The following is a 26,798-nucleotide window of genomic DNA, read 5'->3' on the forward strand; positions in this document are numbered from 1 at the left end:
CACAGGACATGGCAACACCATCTGTGGAGAGCTTTGTAACGCTTCTCTTAAGTACATAAGAACCCCACTGCTTTAGCTGTGGGAGTAGTCAGAATCCATTACCCTATAAATGGACGATATTAACACAATATTCTACAGCAACTTATAGGATAGTATTTCAGAATGAAACGAGTATGATGGAAGTATCACTAGATAAACCAACATTAAAATAAAAGGCGGGATTAAATATGAAATTAAAAGATAAAGTAGCAATCGTAACAGGTGGCGCAAGTGGTATTGGTGAAGCGACTGTTCGCCTATTTGTTGAAGAAGGAGCAAAAGTAGTTATTGCTGATTTTTCGGATCGTGGACAAAGCATCTCAGAAGAATTGAATAGTAATGGATATGATACTCTTTTCATCAAAACAGATGTAACAAAAGAAGAAGAAATCCAAAACATGATTAATGAAACGGTCGATAAATACGGTAAGCTAAATATTATGTATGCAAATGCTGGTGTAGCCGATGATGCTCCAGCACATGAATTATCCTACGAAAAATGGAAAAGAACGATCGATATTAATTTGTCAGGTGTATTTCTTTCTGATAAATATGCCATTGAGCAGTTTCTTAAACAAGGTACAGGCGGTGTTATCGTTAACGCTGGTTCCATTCATAGTTTTGTTTCCTTACCAGCTCCAACAGCCTACTCCTCTGCAAAAGGTGGCGTAAAACTGTTAACACAAAACTTATGTACTGCTTATGCAAAAGAAGGCATTCGTGTTAATGCCGTATGTCCGGGATACATTGACACTCCCCTACTTTCTGAAGTAGATGCTCAACAGAAAGAATATTTAGCTTCACTTCATCCACAAGGTAGACTTGGTAAACCAGAGGAAATAGCAAAAGCTGTATTATTTTTAGCTAGCGATGATGCAAGCTTTGTCAATGGTACTACCCTTCTTGTCGATGGCGGCTATACAGCTCAATAATTTATCTTCATTCAACAAATAAAGCGTAGCACTAATGAAGCGATAGTTACAATTACGCCAAGGCGAAATTGATTTAACATGGTCTGAATTCGGTACATTTCACCGAGCTCAGATCATTTTTTTCTCTCAAATTCAAAAAAATGTTATATGATTAAATGAAATACTATAAAAGGAGCTGGCTATTATGATCTTCTCACCATTATTTGAACACGATGTACCTGAAGTTATTCTCCCTTAACGGAGAATCATCATTTCTCCGTTAAGGGCAGGAATTGTCTAGAGATAACGGAGGGGAAAAAATGAAAAATACCTTATTAGGTTCCTTATATTTATCACTTGCTGCTAGCATTTGGGGCGGCATGTATGTAGTAGTTAAAGTAGTTGTCGATACCGTACCACCTTTAGAATTAGTATGGCTGCGCTATATGATTGCAATAATCGCTTTGTTCATCATTGGCATTATTACAAAGCAATCGTGGCGAATTGATAGACGGGACTGGCTGTTAATCTTTATGATTGGGCTCATCGGCAATACAATTTCTATCGTTGCTCAAGAAATAGGTACTATGCTGTCTACTGCTCAAATGGGAGCCATCATTACAGCAACAACACCGGCATTTATGGTTGTTTTTGCGAGATTCATTTTAAAAGAAAAAATCACGTTAAAAAAAGCGGTTTCTATTATTCTAGCGACATTTGGTGTCTATATGATCGTAGGTAGTGCACATATCGATTCTTCACATCAATTAGGTGGGGTTGCTCTACTAATTGCTGCCCTAACCTGGTCACTGATGTCCGTCCTTATTAAACGGGTACCGGAACAGTATTCACAAATCGTTGTCACTAGCTACGGAACACTTGTCGCTATCATTGTTTTAACACCTTTAGCCATTCCACGATTAATTAATTTAGACTTCCATGCGATGGCAGAACCATCAATCTGGGGTGGCCTACTCTACTTAGGCGTTATCTCTACAGCGTGTGGCTTCTTACTGTGGAATCGTGGATTACAGATGCTCAATGCCGCAAGTGGCGGTTTATTTTTCTTCTTTCAACCAATCGTCGGCACCTTCCTAGGATGGCTATTACTAGGCGAACAAATTGGCGTATCCTTTTGGGTTGGCACTGCATTAATCTTTAGTGGAGTACTGTTGGTTATTCGCGAATAAGCATACTAAAAGCTGAATGATATTTCTTTTATTAAAAGTCAAGTTATAAGCTGAAACTATTTTAAATAGTGAATTCTTATTTAATGTCACACATTATATGTATAGAAATTAAAAGGATAGGAGAGCTAAAATGAATTCGCTCTATCTATCCTCTTTTTTACCACAGATAATTCTATTTACTACAACAATTAAATCAATCTAATGTTGCAGTAATTTAATAGGAGCTTATATCAATTATTAATTGTCCATTAAAGCCTATTTCTTAAACTTCTAAGCAATAAAAGATATAGGTTGTTTTCTAAAAGATTGTTGCTATTCAACTAACGGAGCAGATTAGTAAAAGATTTAAACTGGTTATTTTTACTTGTTTTAATAGTTTGGAGAGTAGCCTACAATTGTTTTTTTATATAAGTAGTTAGAAAGAGGTTTATATGTTTCAAAATAGAACGTTTATTGTAATATTACAAATAGTAATATTGTTATTTATATTATTATTATGCTGTGCTGGTATTGTTATAGGTGCTGTGATATCAGGTATTATGGGTATTGATGCACCTAATATGGAGCTAATTATAAATATAGCATCGATACCGATTTTATTATTCCAGCAATAAAATCGTCCTACAAATAATAAACATATTCGTCATTATTATTTTTGTTTTACTATATTTTCAATCAAGAAAGATGAAAAAATAATAAGAGGTTAAGCTACAAGTTAAAAAGTTTTTTTGTTCAACTCCCATGAAAGAACTTAATCATCTTTCATTTTCTGTGGTGAAGAGCTGATTTTTGCGCTTCATGGATGGCTAACGGCGCAGGTTAGTTGAATAAGGTGTTTGTTTTATCATTAAACAATAAAGATAGATGATCAAAGAAAAGAAGTAATACAATTTTCGATGAACCGCAGCGTAAGATAAGAAAAAGCCATTCCCTCCACAAGCGGAGAGAATGACTTTCCTTCATAAATCGCAAAACTACTGATTATAGTTTTGCCCAGCGTTCCTCTAACCAGTTCATAAATTCTACACCTTTGTCGCCTTCATACGCATCAAAGACATCTAAACGCATTCGTTTTAGTTTATCCGCAAAGTCTGCCACTGTATGGTCCTTCGGCAAGCTCTTTTTCACCCGCAGGAAAATTTTGTCTGTGCCTTTGATAATATCAAAACGTGCAGGTGATGGCTTCTCTACGTCCTCACCAAACGCCGCGAGTGCTTCATAGGCTGCTAATTGCACCTTGTTGACAGTATCATGCTGCATACGATTTTTTAATAAATCTATGATTTTGTCATGTTGATAAGCCGATAACATTTCGACTGCGTCTAAACGCTCTCGCCAGCTAGACGTATAATTGGCCTGTTTTTTTAATGATTCATACTGCTCAGGTAATGCTGTTTCAAATTGTTTCAAGTAATTGCACCTCTTTTTTTAACTAGAGGAAAAATGAATTCTTCTTCTGCTTCTCTTATTATACGTTGTCTGGGTGAAAATAGCGATGAATCGCTGGTAAGGATATATATATATATATATATATAATAGAAACTAACTACATTAAGGTGAACCGTATCATAAGTATGTACTATTCTTTATTAGATTTGCTTTTCTTATTAAACTCCCATGAAAATTAAACTCTTCAATTTCTGAATAAAGACAACACGAAAGCAGACGCAGCTCATTTGTTTTTTTAAATTTGCAGCGTCAAAATTAGGATAGAATTATTTGTTGGATTAGGAGGCATCCGGTTCAACGATTGTGACGTTATACCCTAAGTTTTCAAGTCTTCGAACCGAATATCGTACAATAGATTGTTCTTTTTGCTTATCAAAGTAATCTTCACCTAAGTCTACGTACATTTCTTTGCGTGTTAAGAGATAGTAGGCGATCCTTTTCATTTTTTTAATTAACGCAAAAATTGTTTGCTGGTTTAATGGGCGTATCAGTTCGAACAGTGGAATCCTGGGAAAATAGCCAAAATCAATCTAAAGGTTCAGCAGCACGCTTGATAGAATTTCTTAAAAACCATCTTCATTTAAAAGAAGAGATCATTAGTGGCGATGATGAAATGTACGTATAAGGATAACCACAGCCTCTGAAGTTGATCCAAGAAGTCCTTTTTACAGACTTTCCGGATCAACTTTTTCCTTTTATCTAAACAAAATAAATAATCTTTATATATTTCCCCATATAAAACTGCACCTTAGATTTCTTATCAACAGTTTGATTAACACCTGTGAATGTATACCCAACTTAAGGTTTAAATCAAATTAACAAATTTCTTCCTGACGCAATCTCGCGACCTATTACTCCCCAATTCCACCAATATCTTATAGGGCCATAAAAAAATTTAACTACATTGATTGACCCTCCCCTTACAGGAAGCATTATAGTTAAAACAGGAGGTGATTGTTATGCTTACAATCGGTGAGTTTTCAAAAATATCACATCTCACATTGAAGACTCTTCGCTACTATGATGAAATTGGACTTTTAAAACCTGCATTCATCGACGCTAAAAACAACTATCGCTATTATAATATTTCTCAATTAGAAACAGCTTTATTGATTGCACGCTTAAAAAGCTATTTATTTTCGTTGGAAGAAATCAAGGCTATTTTAGCTAATTGGGAGGATACCGAACTTCTGAACTCTAAAATGAAAGCCAAACAAGAAGATCTGACACAACAGATTACATTTTATTCTTCGTTGTTAAAAAAATTAAAGATTGATATTCAACTGTTAGATGAAGAGGAAAATATTATGGGTTATTTAGATCAGATTGAGATTAAACTTGTTGATCACGTAACCTATAATATACTATCTCAACGAAAACAAATGAATACCGCTGATTTTCAAAGACACTTTAATGAGTTGTTTAGTAAAATTTTGTTTGAAAATTTATCACCTATTGCCAAGCCACTTGCTATTTTCCATAGCTCAGAATATGAACCTGAAAATTATGATGTAGAAATTGCAATTCCCCTTGCGATGGCCACCAATAAAACAAAAGTGTTTAATCCTGGTCTTTGCGCAATGGCTACGCTTATTGGCTCTTACGATGAATTACCTTCAATTCATACAAAGCTGCATGTTTGGATTGATGAAAATAACTATAAACTGAACGGTGCTCCGTTTGAAGTTTATCAAACGGACCCCTATAACACACCTGAGGAAAATAATATTACAGAGGTATACTTCCCCATTAAATAAAAAGTGAAGGAGCGTCTTAAATGTATGGTATTAACAAGTCAACGATAAAAGAAAAACTCTTGATTTTAGTTGCTGAGATTATCTATTTAATCATTGCCTATTATTTACTTTTCATTACATATGACAAATCAGGCATTTCACTAGGGCTTTTTATTGCATTAATTATTACAGCTATACGATTAACAGCTATGATGTTTATATGGTTGCCTAGGGGGATTGCATGGCAAGAAGCCATCATGAATAGTCTAGCTTTCGGGATTTATTATTTAGGTTTCCCCATTTTAATGATTACTAGTAATCAGGATCCAAACCTAACAGTACTTATTGTAGGCTGGATATTATTTTTAGGGGGCAGTATGTTAAACACAGTTTCAGAGTTACTTAGAAAGCCGTTTAAAGACAATCCTGTAAACAAAGGTAAACTATATACAGGCGGTTTATTTAAATATGCGATTCATATTAATTATCTTGGAGATTGCCTTTGGGTACTAGGCTTAGCGCTAATCTCTAACAATATGTATAGTTTGCTTATCCCTCTAGGTTTATTCTTAGTATTTATTTTTGGCTATATTCCAAAATCTGATGATTACCTACAAAACAAGTACGGAGAACAATTTACATTATATAAACAGACAACTAAAAAACTAATCCCTTTCATTTGGTAAATAGTAACGAAATTTGAAAACGGAGTATTCAAGATCACCTATTTATGGTGATCTTTTTTACTTCTTTTAGCATCAGCAAATGCTTGTTGTTTCGGCGTCAATTTCTTATCCATAAAAGAAAAAGCCTACCCCTGCTAGGAGTAAGGCATAAAATATGGTCTATAGCTCTTTTTAGAAACCGCAGTAGCTACACCAATTTATTGTGAATTATAAAGTTTATTATTTATTAATCTCGTACACTAAACTATTAATAAGGTCGATAAGTGATTGCTTAGTGCTCTCGTCTTTCACTGTAGCATTATCGTTAAATTTAGTTCCGACAGATGGGACTAGCAATGATCCATCTTCAACAATGTTAGTATCAAGCATTCCCAGCGTAAGTAGTAAAGATTCATGCGCTTTGTCTCCCCCAGTAATTGCTGGAGAAGCTGTTATAACAGCTACTGGTTTTTTATAAAGTTCGGCAGATGAGACAAGCCACTCTAAAGCATTTTTCAAAACTCCTGGAACACTTTTTGCGTATTCTGGCGTACAAATAATAAGCGCATCTGATTCAGCTAACGTTTTTCTAAAACTCTCGACAACAGCTGGCGGTTCCGTTCCGTCTATATCCGGGTTGAAATGCGGAAGGTCTTGTATTCCGTTATAAATTGAATAATCAATACTTTCAGGAATAAAAGCTGCTAAAGCCTTTAATATATTCGTATTGGAAGAGCCTTCTCGAATGCTACCTGAAATAGCTATTATCTTTTTATGTTTGGCCATTCTATCACCTCTTGAATAGAATACATGCGCAAATACATAAAAATCAAAAATTTCGAACTATCTTATCGAAGAGTAACTTAATCCCGCGTTCATCTCACCACCTCTAGAGGTGAGAACTTCCATACCTGACACTTTGCTTTCGCTTTGTATGTTTAAGATATCGTATCCCCTTGTATTGGCTCTTTACCTCTTTAAAAAAAATTATGCTTTCATGCTTACTTATTCAATTTCTTTTTAAGTAATTTATTATTAGATATAGCAACTTCTATTAGACCAATCATACATAACGCTAAAAATAATAGTGACCAGTCGATTTTCCCATCTAAGAAAAGCGTATAGATAACAGAAATTACACAGTAACAGAATATTATACAAGCAACAACTATTCCTTTTTTATTTTTATTCTTCGTCTTCTCACAACTTTCTAAAATATATCGAGGTAATTATACAATAATTAGGTAATGAGCAATTTATAATATTGGTACTGCTTTATCTATCTTTTACGACTCGTTAATACAGCCCCCGTTATTTAAAGAACCTATCTATTGCTCTAGAGATTAATGATTTCTCTGTTTTATCAAGTTGTTCATCAAAGCTATCTTTATACTCCTATATATTAGACACCGTATTCCCTTGTATTGGCTCTTTACCATCTTTAAATAGAATACGAATGGACTTTCCATGTACAATCTCAGGGGCATCCATTACCTGAAAGTGAATATGAGCTTCTGATGAATTACCAGAGTTTCCGCATTTTCCAATAAGTTGCCCTTCTGTAACGATGTCGCCTGATTTTACTAAAATCGAGTTCATTTTAAAATGTGCGATCATACTAAATTCATTATTAGCATGTTCAATCACGACATAGTTTCCTGCTGCATTATGTTCATCCATTTCACCAGGTACATTATCGTTTATTCCATCTACAACTTTTACGACTTTACCATCTGCTGGTGCTATAATATCTTCATCAAAAGCATAAAAATTTTCATTTTGAATTGGGCTTTTTTGATAAGATTGTCCATCTTGAACTTTTACTAAATCGTAAGCATATCGCTGATTTTCATAGACATAATGATAATTTACAAATTCATTCGTACCACCCCAAAAAACAAACCACTCATCTCTAATTGGCATTATGTATTTATTTTTTGTATATTGTTGGTCCGTTTTTGGATAAGAAATAAAAGCCTTTAAATAAAAACGCTGTATTTGATTGAGTTCATCAAAGGAAGCTACAACTACTTTCTCTCGTTTATCATCTAACCATACGTAATGCGTTAAACCTTGTAATATCGTCTTAGTTTCTAATTGATAATTTTTCACGCTACTATTAAAAGATGTGCTTAGCTCAATGAATTGTTCAAAAGTGACTATCTGCTGAAAATCTTTTGATGTAGCATCATAAACTTTTTCGTAACCTTCGCTTAACCAAATATCTATGACTTCTTCTGGACTACTGAACTTCTCCACTATAACAACCCCCATTTATGTATAAATAAAACATTTCATTATATTTACGTGTTTTAATTACGAAAAGTTTCAAGAACTCCTTTTTCCGCTTATTATCATAACGTGTGGTTGATTTCCGTTCCGACTTGGCCCTTTGTTGTTGCTGTCGCTACGCTTTCGCACAGATAAAACAATTGCTGCCGCTTCGCTTTCGCACAGAGCAAAGCTTCCTGGGGGCGTTCGATGAGCCGCTTCGCTGCAGGATCTCATCTGAGACGCTAGTCCCCAAGGAGTCGCCTAGTCTCCACTCCAAGTCAAACTTTACAGGCTAGTGAGGTTACAAGTAACAGTTATCATTAAATTGAGGATATAGCATAATTTTCTGGTTATGTGGGTTAGATTGAGGCAATTAAAAACAAGGCCGGCATGTGTATAGGAATATGTCTGATTATCCCTGTTTTTATTATATAAAATAGAAAATCGCCAACTTGATAGTTGGCGATACCAAATAATACAATTTGATTATTTTGTGGCTGAATCCTGTGTGCATTGATCCATTAGTTCAGGGAGAGACTCATAAATCAGTTTATTTTCCTAGCTTTTCATCCTTCATTGGCAAGTCGCTTTGTAAAATATCTTGAAGGACGTTTTTTAGCTGCATATACTGCTGCTCTGAAATGTTCGTTTGCTTCATTACTTGACGTGACACTTCAGGTAGCTTTTGGCGTACTTCAATTCCTGCTTTTGTTAAATAGATTTTCATTTGTCGCTCGTCTTCCTTGGAACGCTCACGACGGACGTAGCCTGTTACCTCTAACTTTTTTAGTACTGGTGTTAATGTACCAGAATCTAAAAATAAACGTTGCCCCAATTCCTTCACCGTAATTTGCTCATCGTCCTCTAGGGCTAGTATGGCGATATAGCCTGTATAAGTTAAATCGTATGGCTTTAATAGCATCGTATATTGTCGAATGATTTCCTTTGAAGTCGCATACAATAAAAAGCAAAGTTGATTATCTAAATGATTCGGCATAGGAATCCCCTCTTTAAGTACTTTTGATACTTTTAATATTAAAAATAAAGTTTCCACTTGTCAAACACAATTAAATTGTGTACAATCGATTTTGTAAAATTAAATTGTGTACAATCTAATTGATTGACGCCGCAGAATAGGAGTTTTATCTAATGAAAGAATTATATACAACAACAATGATTAATGACGGTGGCCGTAATGGTAAATCGTATGCAGAGGATCAATCGTTATCATTAAATATTGCACCACCTGGCTCGAAATTAGCGGATGTTACAAACCCAGAACAACTATTTGCAGCAGGTTATAGCGCTTGCTTTAACAGCGCACTAGATTTAATTAAACGCCAAAAGAAAATTCAAGGGGCATCAACAATTAAAGCAACAGTTAAATTAATGGAGCAAGCTGCATTTGACTACGTGCTTGCTGTTGACATTGAAGGACATATTGAAGGCTTATCCATTGAAGAAGCACAACAATTATTAGAGTTTACACATACCGTTTGTCCATATTCAAAAGCGACAATGGGCAATATCAACGTAACAATTAAAGCGATTTAATTAATATATAGTAAAAGAGGGAAATCATATGACAACAACTACACCAGTAAAACAAATTATGCACGAGCGTAAATCGGTTCGTAAATACAATGCTAACGCAACAATTTCTCGTGAAACGATTATGCAACTGTTACAAAATGCAACTTCATCCCCATCTTCAAGTAATATGCAGCCATGGCGCTTTATCGTCATCGATGATAAAGAAATCCAAAAAAACATTAATATTTTTTCATTCAATCAAGAACAAATCGAAACAGCATCTGCCATTATCGCTGTCATTGGAGATACAGAAATGTATCTAAATGCAGAGGAAATTTATGCAGAAAATGTTGAGCTAGGCTATATGCCTGAAGAAATTGCAAGTAAGCTTGCACAGGACTCACTAGCAATGTATGGTGCGCTTCCAAAAGAGGCGCTACTAAATATCGTTCACTTTGATGCAGGTTTAATTTCAATGCAAATTATGCTGTTAGCTAAGGAAATGGGCTATGATACAGTCGCAATGGGTGGCTTCGACAAATCAAAATTTGCTGAATATATGGAGTTACCACCTAACGAAGTACCTATTTTATTACTAGCGATTGGCGAGGCAGCTGGACAAGCTTATGGCTCTTCACGTCTTCCGATTGAGCGCCTTGTACGCTTCAATAAATAATTCATCGGTTGTACGATCGATTTCGGCAATGTCCCCGAATGCATTTGGGGGACATTGCTTTTTTTGAACTTTTAGATCGGACTGTACTGCCTAAAAATAATCTTTTAAATTTGCTGAATGAACTGTTTCGTAGAACAAAGAAACAATTTCTTCAATATCAGCTTCCTCAAATTTCGTAATATTCATTTCCCTATATACTCCTCTGCATTAAGATAAGTATATTTCATCATCAAAATCCTTTACCAATGATGCAACTTGAAGTCTATTTAAAATGGTGAAAAGCCATTATTTAAAATATGGCCGCAAAGTATTTACACCACAAAAAAAGCATATCCTTATTTAGAATATGCCTTCATTTTTTTGTTTATTGAAGTTCTTTTTAATTAATTTATTATCGGGTATAGCAATTTCTATTACATAAATCATACATAATGCCAAAAATAATAGAGACCACTCGATTTTTTCATATAAGAAAAGCGAATAGATAACAGCAATTACACAGTAACATAATATAATGCTAGCAATAACTATTCCTTTTTTATTCACGTTATTATCATAAACTGAACGTTTTTTATGTGGTGTTTCTTCCATAATAAATCCTCCCTCCCCCTTTTTTACTTATTTGAACACCGTATCATGAAATTCTTGTTTTTATAACTTCGCCTACATTTTCAATACTTGAAATATAAAGTGAGCCATTAATTAATTTTAACTTGTAAAGTTTTGTGCGCTCGTTTTTCCATTCCCCTGGTTCATCGCCTAATTCATAAAGTTCGAATGTCTCCTGGGATGTTAGCTCAAAGGTATTAGAACTAGTAGCTTTAAGTTCTATAATATCATTTGCTAGGAAAGTGTAACTATATTCGAAATCCCGATCACGATGCTCTAGTACAAAATCTCTGTAACTTCGTTTTACCGCTGAGCCATCTTCAAAGTAATTAGAAATATGATTGAAATCTCCAGTATTTAATCCGTCCTGATGAGAGTTACGGAAATCATAATAAAAATTGCGCGCGTAATCTGCGTAATCTCTCATAAGTTCCTCTTTTGCCGCTTCATCGACTATTCTCTTCTGCTCTTTTGCTGCACTATCAGCCGTTGTTTTCTGTACATCAGCAAATGGAATGTGTATATCATTTGAATCTAGTTTGACTTTTTCTGATACTTTCTTCTGCCCATCAACTGTATGTTCTGCGTGAATTGTCGTTGAGCCATCTACTGGTAAAGTAAATAATTTTAGTTCGGCCGCTTTTTTCTTTGTGCTTTTTCCATCAATAAAAATAATGGCATCTTTATAGTCTGAGCTAAGTGCTACTGCTTTTTCGGAAAAATCAAAGAAAATTTCTTGTTTACTTGCATCATTATTCGTAATTATTTGTTCTTCCTCAAATGTTTTTTCAGAAAAATCGTCCGCTACGGAAATCGAAAACTTATAAACACCAGGAATAAATTTGCCTATTGGTGTAATGTTATCTGTTATTTTTATTTTTTTACTATCGCCATATGTAATTGTCGCTGTTTTTAATGATGTTGAAGCAGTGACTTCAATTGGGATGATTTTAACACTGTATTTTCTATAAATACCTAAAAATTTTTCATCCATGATTGCCATTATTTTTTGTCCATTCTGACCAACAATCGCATCTGCAAAAGAACCTTTGTCGATTTTTTTTATGCCGTCTTCAAGTTGAGGGCTAATTTTGTCTGACCATTGGATGTCCTCCATATATCGATGGAAAGCTTTTGCATCAACAACTACACCCGAATCAACTTCGAAGTAATTGAGAAAAGCTTCGTAGTCATTGTTAACAAATGCTTTATTAGCATTTGTTAATTGCTTATATGGGTCTAGTTGATTTTTGATGGTAAAATGTGTGATTCCCCCAGCTAACAAAATAAAAGCGAAAACAATCGCCATGATTTTGTTCGATTTTTTCAAAGGTGCTTTCGCTGGTTTTGATGTAACCCTTTTTTGATTTTCTGTTGTTACTATTTCAAGTGGTGAGCCACATCCCTGACAAAACTTCATAGGATCAGGATTATTAGTACCACATGATGAACATTGATTCATAAAAAAGTCCTCCTAAAGTAGATATTCAATAGGACCTATTATACAACAAAACTTGAAATCATAGATATATATATACAATTTTACCATTAAATATACTTTTGAGGACTTGGGTGTATTGGAAAATGTATGACCACCTGAAGATATTAGAGAATTGCCTCAATCTATTACTGTAGCAAAAGAAGCTTAGCTTATTTTCAATAGCAGCAGAAACGAGTATTTACGCCACACAAAAGCATAATATCCTTATTTGGAATATATTGAACCAACGTTCTGTTTTTAGCGATAAAAAATGACCAGGCTCACAATTTTTTTGTGATTACCCAGTCTGTAATTAATTTATATTGCATATATTTAATTTAGAAATCTAAACTTTTGATAAAAAATAGCTTAATCTTCTTTGTTTTTTCACAATTCTGCAACATATCTATTGACTAAATTTAGTCAATGGGTCTACAATATAATTAACTAGAAGGGCTTGGTCATTTCGAAGGCTTACGTTTTACGTGAGCTACTCACGTAGGAATGACGGGGCCCGTTTTTTTGTTTTTTGATAGATATTGTTTATTTTCGATTTTATTATTCGGCTTAAATTTCCAATGTCTATATTGGTGATTCCATCGATTCTCGATATTATCTTTTAAACCTGTTGTTTCGCCTACATTGAAATTCGAATAAATTGCTCGAATATGTGCATTGATGTGTTTGTATAACTTTTCTTTAGCTACTGTTCTTTTTCCTCTTCTTTTCTTACCTTCTGGAATTGCCTTATGCTTCTCATTCAATCTAAATTCCATTGAACCTAAAATTAAATCTAAGCATTGAAGTATAATGTGATTATGAGACACAGCTTCTGCAATATCATCTTTACTATGAATAAATAAGTTAGCTTCTCTGAAATCATCACTATTTTGTAAATTAAAAATAAAATCCTTAAATTCTTGATTTTTCTCTTTTGTATCTGGTAATTGATCAAAGAATGTATATATGGATATAGGTTTTCCTGTTTTGTTTGAATATCTTAGCCCAAATGAGTGCTTAAAAAATTGGTAATAGAGTAAAAAGTATTCTTTGTCTCTTTGTTCTTTTGTTAAATCCTTAGCAATATAAGCATTATGTGTAAACATAATTCTTATTTTAATCTTATCTTGTTTTATAAATTTAAACACAAGGTCCACTAGTTCTTTATACTTCTCTAAGTAATTTTCTGTGACCTTTTGCCACTTAACTTCACCATGTATATTTAACTCTGAAACTTTATTTTCAAGAGATGTTTTGACTTCTTCTAAATGAATAGATCTTACTAATGCTCCACCATAAAAATTACTAAAATATTCGCCATTCTTTACTGACTCATCACAATAAATAATGTACTGCATTCCTAATCACCCTCACTCGACAATTTGCACAATAATTAGATAAACTTCGTTACATTATTAATATATTCTTTTCACTCATTTTTTTATGCATATAAAAACTTTTAGTCTATAGAGTAATACACATATTATACCTATCTATTTATGAAATGGCCAAGAAAGCAATAAAGAACTTTTTTGGTCAAGTTTAGTGTTATAATGTTCGTTTAATCACAGAAATCAGCAATCCCAATGCTTCACCACCGGTCATTGGGCCTACTTTTTCACCATGGCCTACCTTTAAGATTCCTTTAGAAACAGTTGTTTAAGAATATCATATAAACGATTTTAATAAGTCGAAGAGCCTTATACCACAACGTAAGGTTTTTACGCAGCAATAAGATAACTGCTATTATGTATTAGTTTCTGTTATTTCAGAAACCATTATTAAATAAAACGTCATAAAAATAAGACTACCTAAAAAAGATAGTCTTACGCTTTGTTTATTTCTAAGATGGCTCACATGCCCAACCATCCTGTCACAATCAGGTTTGCTCTCATAAGCCCAATGACCTTTCTTCACACTATTTGGAGAGTCTTTCTTTAGTTCTGTACTTTTTTTATATACGCTAATCTATCTTCTCCTCATCAAAAAAAGCAACTTAATAGCACACATACTACCGCACTAATCTTTTGTAATTTTCCACTCCTATCCACACAAACACTACCGCAAAATAACATGTGTTTCCATACTTGTTTTTGCTTACTAATCGAAAATGCTTGATACATGTATAAATTAACCTATCAGAGTAGTTACTATGACTAAAAATTTTCTAACCTGTCCGTCTTATTAATCCTATATCCCCATCAAATTGAGGGTAGTTTCGTAAGTTTCTATAGCAAGATTCCCCAACCACATTATGCTATACTATTTCTATTATCGAAATATTTGAAAAGAGGGATGCTAGATGACAAATGTACAGCAGTTAGATGCGTATTTCACAGAACATCGCGAAGCACACTTAAATGAATTAAATGAATTTCTACGTATTCCAAGTATTAGTTCTTTATCTGAGCATAAGGGAGATATACAAAATGCTGCAGAGTGGCTAGCGAACGCTTTTAAAAAGCTAAATCTTGAGAACATCTCTATTACGCAAACTGCAGGTCACCCTGTTGTTTATGCTGATTGGTTACACGCAGAGGGAAAACCAACTATTCTGTTTTACGGTCATTATGATGTTCAGCCTGTTGATCCATTAAATTTATGGGAAACAGAGCCATTCAACCCTACGATTCGTGACAACAAATTGTTTGCTCGTGGTGCTAGTGACGATAAAGGACAAGTGTTTATGCACTTGAAAATGATTGAAGCATTATTTGCGACAACTGGCACTTTACCAGTGAACGTGAAATTCATCTATGAAGGTGAAGAAGAGATTGGTAGTCCTAACCTTCCAGCCTATGTTGAAGAGCATAAGGAGAAGCTAGCTGCTGACTTAATTTTAATTTCTGATACAGGTTTATATGGACCTGGTAAGCCTGCTGTATGCTATGGATTACGTGGCTTAACGGGGGTTCAAATTGATGTTCGTGGTGCAAAAGGTGACCTTCACTCTGGTCTTTACGGTGGCGGTGTCCAAAACGCTATTCATGCATTAGCTGACATTTTAGCATCCTTCCGCGATGAGCATGGCACAATTCAAGTCGAGGGCTTCTACGATAAAGTTTTACCATTATCTGAAGAGGAACGCGAAGCTTACCGTGCGCTTGGTTTTGATGACGAATCCGTGAAGGAAGAAGTTGGCGTGAAGGAATTATTCGGTGAAGCTGGTTATTCCTATTTAGAACGTACTTGGGCACGCCCTACATTAGAGGTCAATGGTGTGTTTGGTGGCTTCTCTGGCGAAGGCATTAAAACCGTGCTTCCTGCTGAGGCTGGCGCAAAAATCACATGCCGTCTTGTGCCAAATCAAGAGCCAAATGAAATTGTAGCACTATTAAAAGCACATATTGAAAAACATAAGCCAACAGGCGTTGAAGTGACGATCTCTGAATTCGATAAAGGTCGCCCATTCTTAACACCATTTGATCATCCATTTATCCAAGCTGCTGGCCGCTCATACGAAAAAGTATATAATGTGCCAACTGCTTACACACGTGGAGGAGGATCAATCCCTATCGTGGCTGCCTTTGATGAAATTTTAGAATTGCCAGTAGTGCTAATGGGCTTCGGCTTATCAAGTGAAAACTTCCATGCACCAAATGAGCACTTCCATTTAGAAAACTTCGATAAAGGCTTACGTGTTTTAAGTGATTATTTATTTGAGGTTGCTGAATTACAAAAATAAAGTGAAAATCCCCTCGTCCATTTTAACGAGGGGATTTTGCTATGTTATTCTCCAAAAATCGTAACAATATCTGCCGATTTTTTACGTTCTTTCCCTTTTGGTGCTTCATCAAAATAACCAACTTGTAGCATCGCAATCACGCGCTCACCAGGCTGAACCTTTAAGGCTTCACGGAATTTCGGATTATCTAGGAAGCCAGGTGTTTTCCAGCATGAGCCGATTCCTTTATCCCAAGCTAGCAATTGAATATTTTGAATAAAAATACTTGCCGCTGCGTAATCTTCTAATCGCTCTTTTTGTCGTGTATCCTCTGGAACGATTACAAAAGCATAGCCACCCGGTAAAGTGAATTTCGTCATTTGCTTCGCTAAGTCTTCACTTGAAAGCTCCTGCCATTTCGGTATCGCTAGATCACGCAATAAATGTTGAAGAGCAGATAACTCCTCACCACAAGCAACGACTAAACGCCAAGGCTCACGATTACCGTGATTCGGCGCCCATACCGCATCATCAATAATGGCCATTAAATCTTCACGCTCTACCAGCTGGCCATTAAATTTTTTAATAGAACGACGCTCAATAATCGCATCCCTAACAGATAAAAATTGTTCGCTCATATACTCTTATCTCCTTCTATAACACTACAATAATTAAGATTTATATCTTCTATCTTACACATTATCACAAAATGATGAGCTTTAACACTGCTATCACTTAAGCAAAACTATCTTCTATATGAATATAATGATAAGTCATGCTTGGCGTATAGGCCGTTGAATCTTCATAAAAATATGGTCGTTTGATACTATCTGAAGTGTGTGCATTAACATAGGGAATACCATTTTGAATACTTGTCACAATGACAGAATGGTCCACTCTCCCATCCCCTTGAAAATCATAAAAAATAATATCTCCAAGATCTAATTCTTCGGCAGATTGGACACGCCTACCCTTTAACCCAGTCGTTGAGCCTTCCAAATACCATCTAAGGGAATGTGCAACAGACCAGCTAAAGCTCCAATTTCCATGTTGAACCCACCAACCTTTCCCTCTGTTTGGAGCACCTCGCATAGGTGCTCCCCCAGCAAGTAAACATTGAGATATATAGTTCGTACAATCAACAGTAAAATTCGGAAATGCTGGATTACGCCTGTTCCACCACAAGTTCGCATACTGTACAGCGGCCTGTCTGTTATACATTTTTGCCACGCTCCCCCTCCTTATGTTCAACATATGTATAAAGGGATATTTCTATTAGTTAGGTCCTTATTCATAAAAATGTCGAAAGTGGTCTTATTTGGCACTATCTTTGCCAATTGTAAGATAGTTTTTGCTACAATAAGGGTAAGGAATTATAAATTTTTATTTTATGATCAGAAGGGATGTTGAATGTGAAGCAGCATGCTGAGAAAGAAATTATACAACCAACTCTTTTATGCGATAAAAAAGGCAATTTAAATCCAGCTGCCATCGGATTTGCACGTAAACCTCTCATAAACAGCAATTTAAGTGGCCATATCATGCGCAAAAAGAAATGGAATTATTGGTGTGTCTACGGTGATGAGATTATCTTCTCTGCTACTATTAGCCATCTAGACTACGCAGCGGTCTGCTTCGTCTATTTCCTTGAATATGAAACACAGCGCTACTTTGAAAAAACAATTACAGTTCCATTGGGTGGAAAATTAAAAATGCCTACACAGGTGCTAGATTCAGTAACCTTCAAAAATAGTGAAATGATGATCGATATGACATATGTACAAAACGAAACCCACCTATCCGTTTCGATCCCAGACTTTGATGGAGATACTTTATGTGCAAAGCTTATCATTCAACATCCGCCTACAGATGAGTCATTGAATGTCGTCATCCCTTGGAATCGTAAAACATTCCAATTTACAGGGAAGCATCATACACTTCCTACTTCTGGTTTTGTGTCGATTGGTACTCGCCGTTTTGCATTTTCCCCTGAGGAAAACTACTCTGTACTAGAATACAGTCGTGGCGTATGGCCGCGTCAATCCACATGGACTTGGGGAATGGCCTCACAGCGAGTTCGTGGTAGACGAATCGGACTCAATTTAGGCGGTAAATGGACAGACGGAACTGGAATGACCGAAAATGCTGTTTTCGTTGAAGGTAAAATGACAAAAATACATGAAGATGTACTGTTCAATTATAATCAAGAGGATTTGATGCAACGGTGGAAAATTAAGACTAAATTCACGAACCAAGTTTCATTAACATTCTCCCCATTTTTCGAGCGTGTTGCCGTCACAAAAGCTGGCCTCATAAAATCTGAAGTACATCAAATGTTTGGCTATTACGACGGCTCCGTATTACTAGACAATGGCGAAACACTTGTCATCAAGCAAATGCTAGGCAGTATCGAAGAAAACCGCGTAAAGTGGTAAGAACTTTACTTGCTATATTCTTCTCATACTGGGATTTAACGCACTGATTCTCTCATCCTCAGCGCGTTAAATCTGAAAAAGTCCGTGCATAACGGGTATCCGTGGATTTGATGGGGCTTTCTGTCGCTTTGGCAGGGGCTATCCGTCTCCTTGGCTATTCTTTCCGTCGCTCTGGCTTTTCTTTCCGTCGCTCTGGCTTTTCTTTCCGTCGCTCTGACCTTTCTATCCGTCGCTTCGGCTTTTCTTTCCGTCGCTCTGATTTCTTTCCGTCACCTTGGCTCTTCTTTCCGTCGCTCTGGTCTTTCTATCCGTCTCCTTGGCCCTTCTTTCCGTCGCTCTTGCCTTTCTATCCGTCGCTTCGGCTTTTCTTTCCGTCGCTCTGATTTCTATCCGTCTCCTTGGCTCTTCTTTCCGTCGCTCTCGCCTTTCTATCCGTCGCTTCGGCTTTTCTTTCCGTCGCTTCGGCTTCTCTATCCATCGCTTCGGCTTTTCTTTCCGTCGCTCTGATTTCTATCCGTCTCCTTGGCTATTCTTTCCGTCGCTCTGGCCTTTCTATCCGTCGCTTCGGCTTTTCTTTCCGTCGCTCTGATCTCTATCCGTCTCCTTGGCTCTTCTTTCCGTCGCTCTGACCTTTCTATCCGTCGCTTCGGCTTTTCTTTCCGTCACTCTGATTTCTATCCGTCTCCTTGGCTATTCTTTCCGTCGCTCTGGCCTTTCTTTCCGTCGCTTCGGCTTTTCTTTCCGTCGCTCTGATTTCTTTCCGTCTCCTTGGCTCTTCTTTCCGTCGCTCTGATCTTTCTTTCCGTCGCTTCGGCTTTTCTTTCCGTCGCTCTGATTTCTATCCGTCTCCTTGGCTCTTCTTTCCGTCGCTCTGACCTTTCTATCCGTCGCTTCGGCTTTTCTTTCCGTCGCTCTAATTTCTATCCGTCGCTTCGGCTTTTCTTTCCGTCGCTCTAATTTCTATCCGTCTCCTTGGCTCTTCTTTCCGTCGCTCTGGCCTTTCTATCCGTCGCTTCGACGATTCTTTCCGTCACTTCGGCTTTTCTTTCCGTCACTTCGGCTTTTCTTTCCGTCACTTCGGCTTTTCTTTCCGTCGCTCTCGCCTTTCTATCCCCCGCTCCCGCCATTCTATCCTATTAATGCTGATACTATCTTCTCCGGGTCATCTGTAAATATTCCCTGTACACCGAGCCGCTGTAATTGTTTTGCGTACTCGACATCATTAACGGTATATACACGTACAGTCGCTCCTTCATTAAGAGCTTCTTGAACCGATTTCCGAAACGCTGTAGGTAAGCTGACATGTATAGCATTTGCCGGGATTTGAGCTGTATAGCCGGTAAAGTCAACTAAAATTTCCGCAAACAACGCCGCTTTTTCAATATATGGCGCTCTTTGTGAGATGATTTGAATAGACTCATGATTGAAGGAGGAAATAATCACTCTTTCTGTCATTTGATAAGCAGCTACCTCCCTAATAACAAGTGCTTCTATCCCGTCATATGGAAATACATCGGTTTTGAGCTCAATATTAATGCGATGATTTGTGCCTGAAAACAGCTCTAAAATGTCTCCTAGAGTTGGAATGCTTTCATCCTCAAATTTAGCAGAAAACCATGAGCCAAAATCAAATGCGCGAAGCTCTTGTAGCGTATAGTCCTTTACGTAGCCAGAGCCGTTTGATGTGCGGTCGATTGTTTCATCATGAATAACGACTAACTCCCTATCCGCTGTTAAATGAACATCTAGTTCAATCCCTGTAATCGGTAGCTTTGATGCGGCCGCAAAAGCAGCCATCGTATTTTCAGGGTAATGTGCCGAAACTCCTCTATGGGCAAAAATATCCAATCTAATAACCTCCTAGTTCGCTCACCTTTAGTAAAAACTTGAACAAGTCTGTTGGTGAAACGATTTTCTATCATTCAATTTCTCTTGTTCTTCCCTAAATAAGCCTATTATAATTTCACTTGCTGGTAAATATTATATATAGTAGTATGAGAATCTACATTAATTATACCTAGGCTTCATTGCGGCGTCCGGATTCGGCTTTGAACTTAGGCCTGCACGATGGCTTCGCTTCAGAGAACATTTTGTAGCTGACACTTGGCTTTCGCTATCAAAAACATCTGTAGCTGACACTTGGCTTTCGCTATCAAAAACATTTGTAGCCGACGCTTGGCTTTCGCTTCAAAAAACATCTATAGCTGACGCTCAGCTTTCGCTTCAAAAAAACATCTATAGCTGACGCTTGGCTTTCACTACCCAAAACATTTGTAGCTGACGCTCTGCTTTCGCTTCAAAAAACATCTATAGCTGACGCTTGGCTTTCGCTACCCAAAACATCTGTAGCTGACGCCTGGCTTTCACTACCCAAAACATTTGTAGCTGACGCTTGGCTTTCACTACCCAAAACATCTATAGCTAACGCTTGGCTTTCACTACCCAAAACATCTGTAGCTGACGCTTGGCTTTCGCTACCCAAAACATCTGTAGCTGACGCTTGGCTTTCGCTACCCAAAACATCTGTAGCTGACGCTTGGCTTTCGCTTCAGAAAGATTTATTAAAAAAGTTACATCGTAAGTAATTAGGAGGTGCTAAAAAATGACTGCACGACATCCAGATTTTCAGGCTGAAGTGGAACGGCTTGCTCACACTAAAAATTACATGCAGCAAATTTTAAATGAATCGCAAAGAGGTTTGCAATCTGCTCAGGAGAATATTCGTAAGTCGATGGCGGATCTTGATTATTTAGATTCCAGTTTGGGCTATATTAATATTTTGGCGAATGCTCGTTTTTTTGAAATGGCTCGGAACCAAAAGGAGGGCTTAGAGGCTATTCAAAAAAAGCCATACTTTGCCCGAATTCATTTTCAAAAGACAGGAGATCCTGAAGAATTCCTTTATATTGGAAAAACCTCTTTGTTTCACCGAGAAACCCACGAGCCGATTATCGTCGATTGGCGTTCACCGGTAGCGAACGTTTATTATGATGGTCGCCTTGGGGATATGGAATATGATGTTCGTGGAGAAGTCCATAAGGGACACCTATTTGCCAAGCGACAATTTAAAATCAAAGATGGTGAATTGCTTGATGTCCGGGATATTGATTTAACGACAAACGATGAATTACTGCAAGAAGCGCTAGCTGGAAAAGCAGATGTGCGTTTGACAGAAATCGTCTCCACTATTCAAAAAGAGCAAAACGAAATTATACGAGCACATCTTCGTCAGCCGATTATCGTACAGGGTGCTGCTGGTAGTGGAAAAACAACCATTGCCCTACACCGAATATCGTACTTCCTCTACACAATGGGCGAGCATTTTAACCCTGAGCAGCTCATGATTTTAGCACCGAATAAGTTATTTATCGATTATATTGGTGATGTTTTACCAGAGCTTGGTGTCGATAAAATTTGTCAAACAACCTTTACCGATTACGTTCTAGCTGCAACTAAGCTAAAACTGAAACTCCAAAACCCAAATGAGCAGTTAGAATCGCTTGTTGCAGGTGAACCCCAACAGGCAGCTTCTTGGATATCCGAAATGAAGGGCTCTCTTTATTACCGTGATGTCATCGAGCGCTATGTTCAAAAGATTGAGCAGGAAATCGCCAACCAATTTGAGGATGTATTCATTGAAAAATATTGCATTATGCGCGCTTCCCATTTAAAGAAGCTATTTTTATATGAATTTTCTTATATGCCGATTGAAAATCGACTAGCGCATATTAAAAAAGTGCTAGCAAGCCATGCTCGTCAAAAAAAACAGGCTATTTTAACTACACTTCATAAAAAATATGATGAAGCACTTGGCAGAGCACTTGATGGATTTCGTGATGATGACAAACGTCGTCGTGTTGTCACGAAGTTTATTGATGAGCGTGATGAACGCATTCCTGCCATTGAAAAAGAGGCAAAATCAACCGCCACTGTTTATATGGGACGCTTTTCTAAACATAACATCAAGACTCTCTATCGTACGCTTCTAACGAATGCTGAACTTTTAACAGAGCTTGCACCGGAATGGCATTACATTGAGCAACAGCAATTTTTACAGGCACACGCTAAAGAACAATGGGTGCTTGAAGATTTAGCTGCTCTTTATTATTTACAAGCTCGCTTAAAGGGCATTCCAGATGAATGGAAAATGCGCGTCGTTTTCATCGATGAAGTACAGGACTATAGTTTATTTCAGCTTGCTGCTTTAAAAACAGGACTTGAAACGGATATGTTTACGATGGTCGGTGATTTGGCACAAGGAATTCATAGTTATCGTTCTCTTACTGCTTGGGAACCTGTCCAAAATCTCTTTCCTAGAGCAAGCTTTAGAACACTGCAAAAAAGTTATCGAACAACCATTGAAATTATGGAGGTTGCGAACAAGGTTTTAGCACAAATGGATGAACAGCTTCCATTAGTAGAGCCCGTAGTTCGTCATGGTAATGTCCCTACCTATATACAGGCTCCATCATTTGATGCTCTGCAAATACAAGAAATTTTTGAAGCCATTCGAGCCAATGGACATCATTCCATCGCTTTAATTTGTAAAACGACTACAGAGGCAAAAACAATGCAGCAAGCATTAAAGGACAAAAAAATTGCTTCGCAGCTTCTAACTGAAAATGAGTCCATCAATCAGGAATTATTGCTCGTTGTTCCGAGTCATTTAGCAAAGGGCCTTGAATTTGACGCTGTGATCGTAGCTGCCTTCGATACACCTTTCTACGATACGAAGGTTGATCGCAAGCTACTTTATGTGGCACTCACTCGAGCCATGCATGAGCTTTATTTAATTGGCCCAACAAAAAATACATTTCTATTAGAAAATGAACAGATATAATAAATATTTTCGCCTTGGTGTAATTGTAGCTGTCGCTTCGCTTTCGCTACAGAAAACATTTGTAGCTGTCGCTACAATCAAAACCCAGCTGAAAGAAGATAAAAAAGTCGCTATTAAAGCGACTTTTTTTCATCGAACATTTAAATCTGATTTATCGATTCCGAGGTGGTAAACGGTAAAACCTCCCTCTGGATAAGTACGCTTTTACAACTTTCCACCATGACCTTGGTGCTTCCCTTTGAGGAGACTTCTTTTTAGGTAGTGCCGGCATGCGCATGATAACGACTCCTTTCATAGGCTTACTAATACTATATGAAGATAGTTACAAATTTATGATAAAAAGAATAGTTAACCCAATATATCGATACGTTCATGACCCATCGCCTACCACCGAATAAACATAAAAAAGAGCAGACGCATTTTGTCGAAAAAACGGCGTTCCCCCACTAAAGAAGATCGTATTTCCCCTAAAAATACTTATGTTTACTAATTATGCTTTTGAAGAAAAGCCTTTACTTTTTCATAAGTAAATTGAGTGCTCAAACTATTTGATACTGCATCAAAAGCATGATCGACTTTTGGAATAAGATAAAGTTCATGGGGAACGTTATTTTCTTTTAGCTTCCTGTCCAAAATTTCAGCCTGTTCTTCTAGAAAAATTCGGTCACTCGTTCCTAAAAGTGTAATAGTAGGAGGTGTCTTGCTTTGAATATAACTGATCGGAGAAAGTATTTTATAACGATCAGGGAATTGTGAAGGTGTACCTCCAATATATTTCTTCATAACATCTTGCACATAGTCAGGACTTGGACTATTTTTATAAACTTTCTCCATATCAGACGGACCGTATACATTAATCACAGAGTTAATAGTTACTGAAGGTACATTTGATGAAGGAGGTAACTGTGTATCCCCCATACTATAGGCAGCTAGCATAGCCAGATTTCCACCTGCTGACCGTCCCATTACGTTTATTTTTTCAGGATCAATTTTGTAAGCATCCGCATGTTCTGCCACCCATCCTATTGCTGATTTTACATCAGCTACTTCATCTTTCCATCCTGCATGAGGTGGCATACGATATTGTATATCAAACACAGTATATCCTAATTCACTTAACCATTGATTCCAATGAGGTGCTCTATTTTTATCCCCCTCAACCCATCCACCTCCATGCACTTGTACAATAGCAGGATGAAGTGGTTTTTTTGAGTCTTCATTGGCTGGCCACACATCAAGCTTTAATTCCACACCTTCAGAGGTTGTCATGTATACAACGTCCTGTGTGAATTTTGATGTAATTTCTGTCTTACCGAAAAAATGAGAACGAAGCGAAACGGAAACACTCTCGTTTTTAGCGTAATGTAACATTTCAATAATTGGCTCTACCGTTAAAAAACTTAATAATAAAACTAGAGGAATCAAAATTGTCCCAGCTATTAAAGCTTTCCTCCAGATAGCTAATGCTAATAAAATTATAATCACAACAGTTATACTTAAAAGAAGCGTAGGTATTATCAATGCACCCGCTCCAAGGGCACTCATTATATTAGGAAAACCGCCTGGACTCCAAATATAGTATGTCATAATGCTAATGAAAAAAAATGCAATTACTGCAATGATTGTCAGTAACCATTGAATAAAACCCCTAGGGCGCCATGGGGTTGGATGTTTTCCTTGTTCCTGTTTCATTTTTCTAAACCCCTCCATAATCAATCAAATATCTTAACTTATGAAAGTATCAAAAAATACTTAGCTTTATTAAAAGACGCTTTGACCCTAATTTATTGATGAACCCCGTACAAAATCGTTATGTGAGTCATTTACTTTACTATCGCTCATCTACTCTTTCAATTCAAACAGCCCATAGCTTTTGCAATGGTGTTGTCTTTTTATAATCCAAACCAATATCATAAAAAACTAATTCCAGTTCACTTAATAAGCTTATTTCTGAGGCACTTGAAATATTCGATATCCAGCGTTCATTGAGTATGAAAGGATGTCCTTATGATAATGCCGTGGCTGAAGCGATGTTTAAAGTATTTAAAACGGAATTCGCTAATGGAGCTCATTTCACTTCTCTTGAACAGCTCGCTCTTGAACTTGATGATTATGTTCATTGGATCAACTACATTCGTATTCACGGAACTCTAAGCTATTTAACACCAGTGGAATTCAAGCAACAGCCCCTTATAATCTTTGTCCAGTTTAGTGTTGACATACCACAGCTTGTCAGCAACGTGTTTTTGTCTTTGCGAAAGCTAAGCAACAGCAACAACATGATGTTGGTCACTCAACCATTACCACAGGACGTGGCGTTCTTAGACAGAGTTTCTCTATTTCAGCGAATGTTTGTACACCCGCTGAAAAATAACTTAAACCAGCATTCATCTTACCACCTATAGAAGCTAGCACTATTTGGATCTTGTTCTGTATTACTTGCAACAGTCGAATCATCAAGAACCATTTTTTAAATCTTTATATTAAATTATAAAAAGCAAAAAAGGACATCCTTTTATCGGAAATCTTTTCTTAATGGTTGCTGCTATTGAAGGGTAAAACTTTTTTGGGAAATATGCAAATCAATCTTTGCTTACTTTTGAACATGTTTTGATAAAAGCTTCTTTGGATTGTTATGATTATTATTTTCAACTTTATTTTTTGAGATTGGATTGAGTGCTGTTCACTTAAGACTACCTCTTTAAGGAAAACAGATATTTCTCATGCGAAATGGATTACGAAACTACTGTAGCATGGATTAATTGAAAAGCGAGCTTTGTCCCAGCAGTTGAATATTCGCAAATGAAATGGATATGGAAACAAGTTTACATGGAAGACTGATGTCTAAAAAACAGATGATTACCGATTCGTTATTCGAAATACTCACGGAATATCAACGTTTCCTTATTCATCAATCTTGGAATCAAAAACATGCATTAGAAAAGCACAGGACAATCGCAACTAGAAGAGGCAAGAAAAAAGCATTCGTTGCGCTATCACATCGAATGCTTTGGATTTATTTAATTCATGCTATACCCATACAAAGAATCGCGAATAATTTAATCTAACCAAAAAAGATTTAATCGAAATTGCCCTAAACAACAGATACCTTTGCTTTTCCGTTGGCTTTTAAAACTCCATACCGATTCTCTATCTATTTTTAGAATATTCATAGGCCAAGGGGTTATTTATTTTCACAGAAAAAAAAGCCGAGGAATAAATCCTCGACTTTTTCAGGTGCCTAGCGACGTCCTACTCTCACAGGGGGAAGCCCCCAACTACCATCGGCGCTAAAGA

General features: G+C 36.8%; 27 protein-coding genes and 1 pseudogene. 12 read left to right on the forward strand and 16 right to left on the reverse strand.

From position 1 onward, the window contains the following. Positions 1–227: 227 nt before the first annotated feature. Complete coding sequence (locus ACFCYJ_RS25075) at positions 228–971, forward strand: SDR family NAD(P)-dependent oxidoreductase (RefSeq protein ID WP_376078406.1); 744 nt, start codon at positions 228–230, stop codon at positions 969–971. Between the two features lie 299 nt (positions 972–1,270). Further along, on the forward strand, positions 1,271–2,140 hold the full coding sequence (locus tag ACFCYJ_RS25080) for a DMT family transporter (protein WP_376078408.1): 870 nt from the start codon (positions 1,271–1,273) through the stop codon (positions 2,138–2,140). 981 nt (positions 2,141–3,121) lie between these two features. Here ACFCYJ_RS25080 and ACFCYJ_RS25085 read toward each other — a convergent pair. Further along, positions 3,122–3,550, reverse strand: a complete 429-nt coding sequence (locus tag ACFCYJ_RS25085) for a HEAT repeat domain-containing protein (protein WP_376078409.1) — start codon at positions 3,548–3,550, stop codon at positions 3,122–3,124. 317 nt (positions 3,551–3,867) lie between these two features. Next, complete coding sequence (locus tag ACFCYJ_RS25090) at positions 3,868–4,032, reverse strand: hypothetical protein (protein ID WP_376078411.1); 165 nt, start codon at positions 4,030–4,032, stop codon at positions 3,868–3,870. 35 nt (positions 4,033–4,067) lie between these two features. Here ACFCYJ_RS25090 and ACFCYJ_RS25095 point away from each other — a divergent pair, with 35 nt between their 5' ends. From ACFCYJ_RS25095 to ACFCYJ_RS25105, 3 genes are all read left to right on the forward strand, one after another. Next, positions 4,068–4,214 carry a helix-turn-helix domain-containing protein gene (locus ACFCYJ_RS25095; RefSeq protein WP_376078413.1) on the forward strand — a complete coding sequence of 49 codons (147 nt, stop codon included), beginning with the start codon at positions 4,068–4,070 and terminating at the stop codon, positions 4,212–4,214. Between the two features lie 334 nt (positions 4,215–4,548). Further along, the gene (locus ACFCYJ_RS25100; protein WP_376078415.1) at positions 4,549–5,346 is read left to right on the forward strand and encodes a MerR family transcriptional regulator; all 798 of its coding nucleotides are present in this window, start codon (positions 4,549–4,551) and stop codon (positions 5,344–5,346) included. Positions 5,347–5,366: 20 nt separating this feature from the next. Continuing rightward, the gene (locus ACFCYJ_RS25105; protein WP_376078416.1) at positions 5,367–6,011 is read left to right on the forward strand and encodes a methyltransferase family protein; all 645 of its coding nucleotides are present in this window, start codon (positions 5,367–5,369) and stop codon (positions 6,009–6,011) included. 219 nt (positions 6,012–6,230) lie between these two features. On the opposite strand, the gene ACFCYJ_RS25110 is transcribed toward ACFCYJ_RS25105, so the two are convergent. The 4 genes from ACFCYJ_RS25110 to ACFCYJ_RS25125 all read right to left on the reverse strand — a co-directional run bounded on the left by ACFCYJ_RS25110 (position 6,231) and on the right by ACFCYJ_RS25125 (position 9,261). Beyond that, complete coding sequence (locus tag ACFCYJ_RS25110; RefSeq protein ID WP_376078418.1) at positions 6,231–6,776, reverse strand: NADPH-dependent FMN reductase; 546 nt, start codon at positions 6,774–6,776, stop codon at positions 6,231–6,233. A 609-nt stretch (positions 6,777–7,385) separates the two neighbouring features. Continuing rightward, positions 7,386–8,249: a M23 family metallopeptidase gene (locus ACFCYJ_RS25115; protein WP_376078420.1), complete on the reverse strand. Its 864-nt coding sequence runs from the start codon at positions 8,247–8,249 to the stop codon at positions 7,386–7,388. Positions 8,250–8,318: 69 nt separating this feature from the next. Beyond that, positions 8,319–8,498: a hypothetical protein gene (locus ACFCYJ_RS25120; RefSeq protein ID WP_376078422.1), complete on the reverse strand. Its 180-nt coding sequence runs from the start codon at positions 8,496–8,498 to the stop codon at positions 8,319–8,321. Positions 8,499–8,814: 316 nt separating this feature from the next. Then, positions 8,815–9,261, reverse strand: coding sequence for a MarR family winged helix-turn-helix transcriptional regulator (locus tag ACFCYJ_RS25125; RefSeq protein WP_370047680.1), 447 nt, complete (start codon positions 9,259–9,261; stop codon positions 8,815–8,817). Positions 9,262–9,413: 152 nt separating this feature from the next. Between ACFCYJ_RS25125 and ACFCYJ_RS25130 the strand changes: the two genes are divergently transcribed. Further along, on the forward strand, positions 9,414–9,818 hold the full coding sequence (locus ACFCYJ_RS25130; protein ID WP_376078424.1) for an Ohr family peroxiredoxin: 405 nt from the start codon (positions 9,414–9,416) through the stop codon (positions 9,816–9,818). Between the two features lie 28 nt (positions 9,819–9,846). After that, positions 9,847–10,473: a nitroreductase family protein gene (locus ACFCYJ_RS25135; protein WP_376078425.1), complete on the forward strand. Its 627-nt coding sequence runs from the start codon at positions 9,847–9,849 to the stop codon at positions 10,471–10,473. A 339-nt stretch (positions 10,474–10,812) separates the two neighbouring features. Here ACFCYJ_RS25135 and ACFCYJ_RS25140 read toward each other — a convergent pair whose 3' ends face one another. The 3 genes from ACFCYJ_RS25140 to ACFCYJ_RS25150 form a co-directional block, all read right to left on the reverse strand. Next, positions 10,813–11,064, reverse strand: a complete 252-nt coding sequence (locus tag ACFCYJ_RS25140) for a hypothetical protein (RefSeq protein WP_376078426.1) — start codon at positions 11,062–11,064, stop codon at positions 10,813–10,815. A gap of 43 nt (positions 11,065–11,107) precedes the next feature. Further along, positions 11,108–12,544 carry a TcaA 3rd/4th domain-containing protein gene (locus ACFCYJ_RS25145; protein WP_376078427.1) on the reverse strand — a complete coding sequence of 479 codons (1,437 nt, stop codon included), beginning with the start codon at positions 12,542–12,544 and terminating at the stop codon, positions 11,108–11,110. A gap of 512 nt (positions 12,545–13,056) precedes the next feature. Further along, complete coding sequence (locus ACFCYJ_RS25150) at positions 13,057–13,920, reverse strand: DUF3800 domain-containing protein (protein ID WP_376078428.1); 864 nt, start codon at positions 13,918–13,920, stop codon at positions 13,057–13,059. A 944-nt stretch (positions 13,921–14,864) separates the two neighbouring features. Here ACFCYJ_RS25150 and ACFCYJ_RS25155 point away from each other — a divergent pair. After that, positions 14,865–16,247 carry a dipeptidase gene (locus ACFCYJ_RS25155; protein WP_376078429.1) on the forward strand — a complete coding sequence of 461 codons (1,383 nt, stop codon included), beginning with the start codon at positions 14,865–14,867 and terminating at the stop codon, positions 16,245–16,247. A gap of 44 nt (positions 16,248–16,291) precedes the next feature. Here the strand turns inward: ACFCYJ_RS25155 and ACFCYJ_RS25160 are convergent, their stop codons facing one another. Both ACFCYJ_RS25160 and ACFCYJ_RS25165 read right to left on the reverse strand, forming a co-directional pair. Then, positions 16,292–16,864 carry a nitroreductase family protein gene (locus ACFCYJ_RS25160; protein WP_376078431.1) on the reverse strand — a complete coding sequence of 191 codons (573 nt, stop codon included), beginning with the start codon at positions 16,862–16,864 and terminating at the stop codon, positions 16,292–16,294. Positions 16,865–16,961: 97 nt separating this feature from the next. Continuing rightward, the gene (locus tag ACFCYJ_RS25165; RefSeq protein WP_376078432.1) at positions 16,962–17,456 is read right to left on the reverse strand and encodes an amidase domain-containing protein; all 495 of its coding nucleotides are present in this window, start codon (positions 17,454–17,456) and stop codon (positions 16,962–16,964) included. 182 nt (positions 17,457–17,638) lie between these two features. Between ACFCYJ_RS25165 and ACFCYJ_RS25170 the strand changes: the two genes are divergently transcribed. Continuing rightward, complete coding sequence (locus ACFCYJ_RS25170; RefSeq protein WP_376078434.1) at positions 17,639–18,661, forward strand: DUF2804 domain-containing protein; 1,023 nt, start codon at positions 17,639–17,641, stop codon at positions 18,659–18,661. 346 nt (positions 18,662–19,007) lie between these two features. Here ACFCYJ_RS25170 and ACFCYJ_RS25175 read toward each other — a convergent pair whose 3' ends face one another. The 4 genes from ACFCYJ_RS25175 to ACFCYJ_RS25190 form a co-directional block, all read right to left on the reverse strand. Next, a complete protein-coding gene (locus ACFCYJ_RS25175; RefSeq protein ID WP_376078436.1) occupies positions 19,008–19,139 on the reverse strand; it encodes a hypothetical protein in 132 nt (43 codons plus the stop codon). Positions 19,140–19,614: 475 nt separating this feature from the next. After that, positions 19,615–19,737, reverse strand: a complete 123-nt coding sequence (locus ACFCYJ_RS25180) for a hypothetical protein (protein WP_376078437.1) — start codon at positions 19,735–19,737, stop codon at positions 19,615–19,617. A 52-nt stretch (positions 19,738–19,789) separates the two neighbouring features. Further along, positions 19,790–20,509 (reverse strand): glycerophosphodiester phosphodiesterase, encoded by a 720-nt coding sequence (locus ACFCYJ_RS25185; RefSeq protein ID WP_376078439.1) that lies wholly within the window; start codon positions 20,507–20,509, stop codon positions 19,790–19,792. Between the two features lie 448 nt (positions 20,510–20,957). Further along, positions 20,958–21,179, reverse strand: a complete 222-nt coding sequence (locus tag ACFCYJ_RS25190) for a hypothetical protein (protein ID WP_376078440.1) — start codon at positions 21,177–21,179, stop codon at positions 20,958–20,960. Positions 21,180–21,263: 84 nt separating this feature from the next. On the opposite strand from ACFCYJ_RS25190, the gene helD reads away from it, so the two are divergent. Beyond that, positions 21,264–23,501 (forward strand): RNA polymerase recycling motor HelD, encoded by a 2,238-nt coding sequence (gene helD, locus ACFCYJ_RS25195; RefSeq protein WP_376078442.1) that lies wholly within the window; start codon positions 21,264–21,266, stop codon positions 23,499–23,501. Positions 23,502–23,987: 486 nt separating this feature from the next. Here helD and ACFCYJ_RS25200 read toward each other — a convergent pair whose 3' ends face one another. Then, the gene (locus ACFCYJ_RS25200; protein WP_376078444.1) at positions 23,988–25,193 is read right to left on the reverse strand and encodes an alpha/beta hydrolase fold domain-containing protein; all 1,206 of its coding nucleotides are present in this window, start codon (positions 25,191–25,193) and stop codon (positions 23,988–23,990) included. A 245-nt stretch (positions 25,194–25,438) separates the two neighbouring features. Between ACFCYJ_RS25200 and ACFCYJ_RS25205 the strand changes: the two are divergent. Then, positions 25,439–25,681: pseudogene (locus ACFCYJ_RS25205) on the forward strand (IS3 family transposase); the annotation flags it as partial. A gap of 633 nt (positions 25,682–26,314) precedes the next feature. After that, a complete protein-coding gene (locus ACFCYJ_RS25210) occupies positions 26,315–26,569 on the forward strand; it encodes a hypothetical protein (protein ID WP_376078446.1) in 255 nt (84 codons plus the stop codon). The last annotated feature ends 229 nt before the right edge of the window (positions 26,570–26,798 follow it).

The sequence above is a fragment of the Lysinibacillus sp. NPDC056232 genome (assembly GCF_042267565.1).
GTDB lineage: Bacteria > Bacillota > Bacilli > Bacillales_A > Planococcaceae > Lysinibacillus.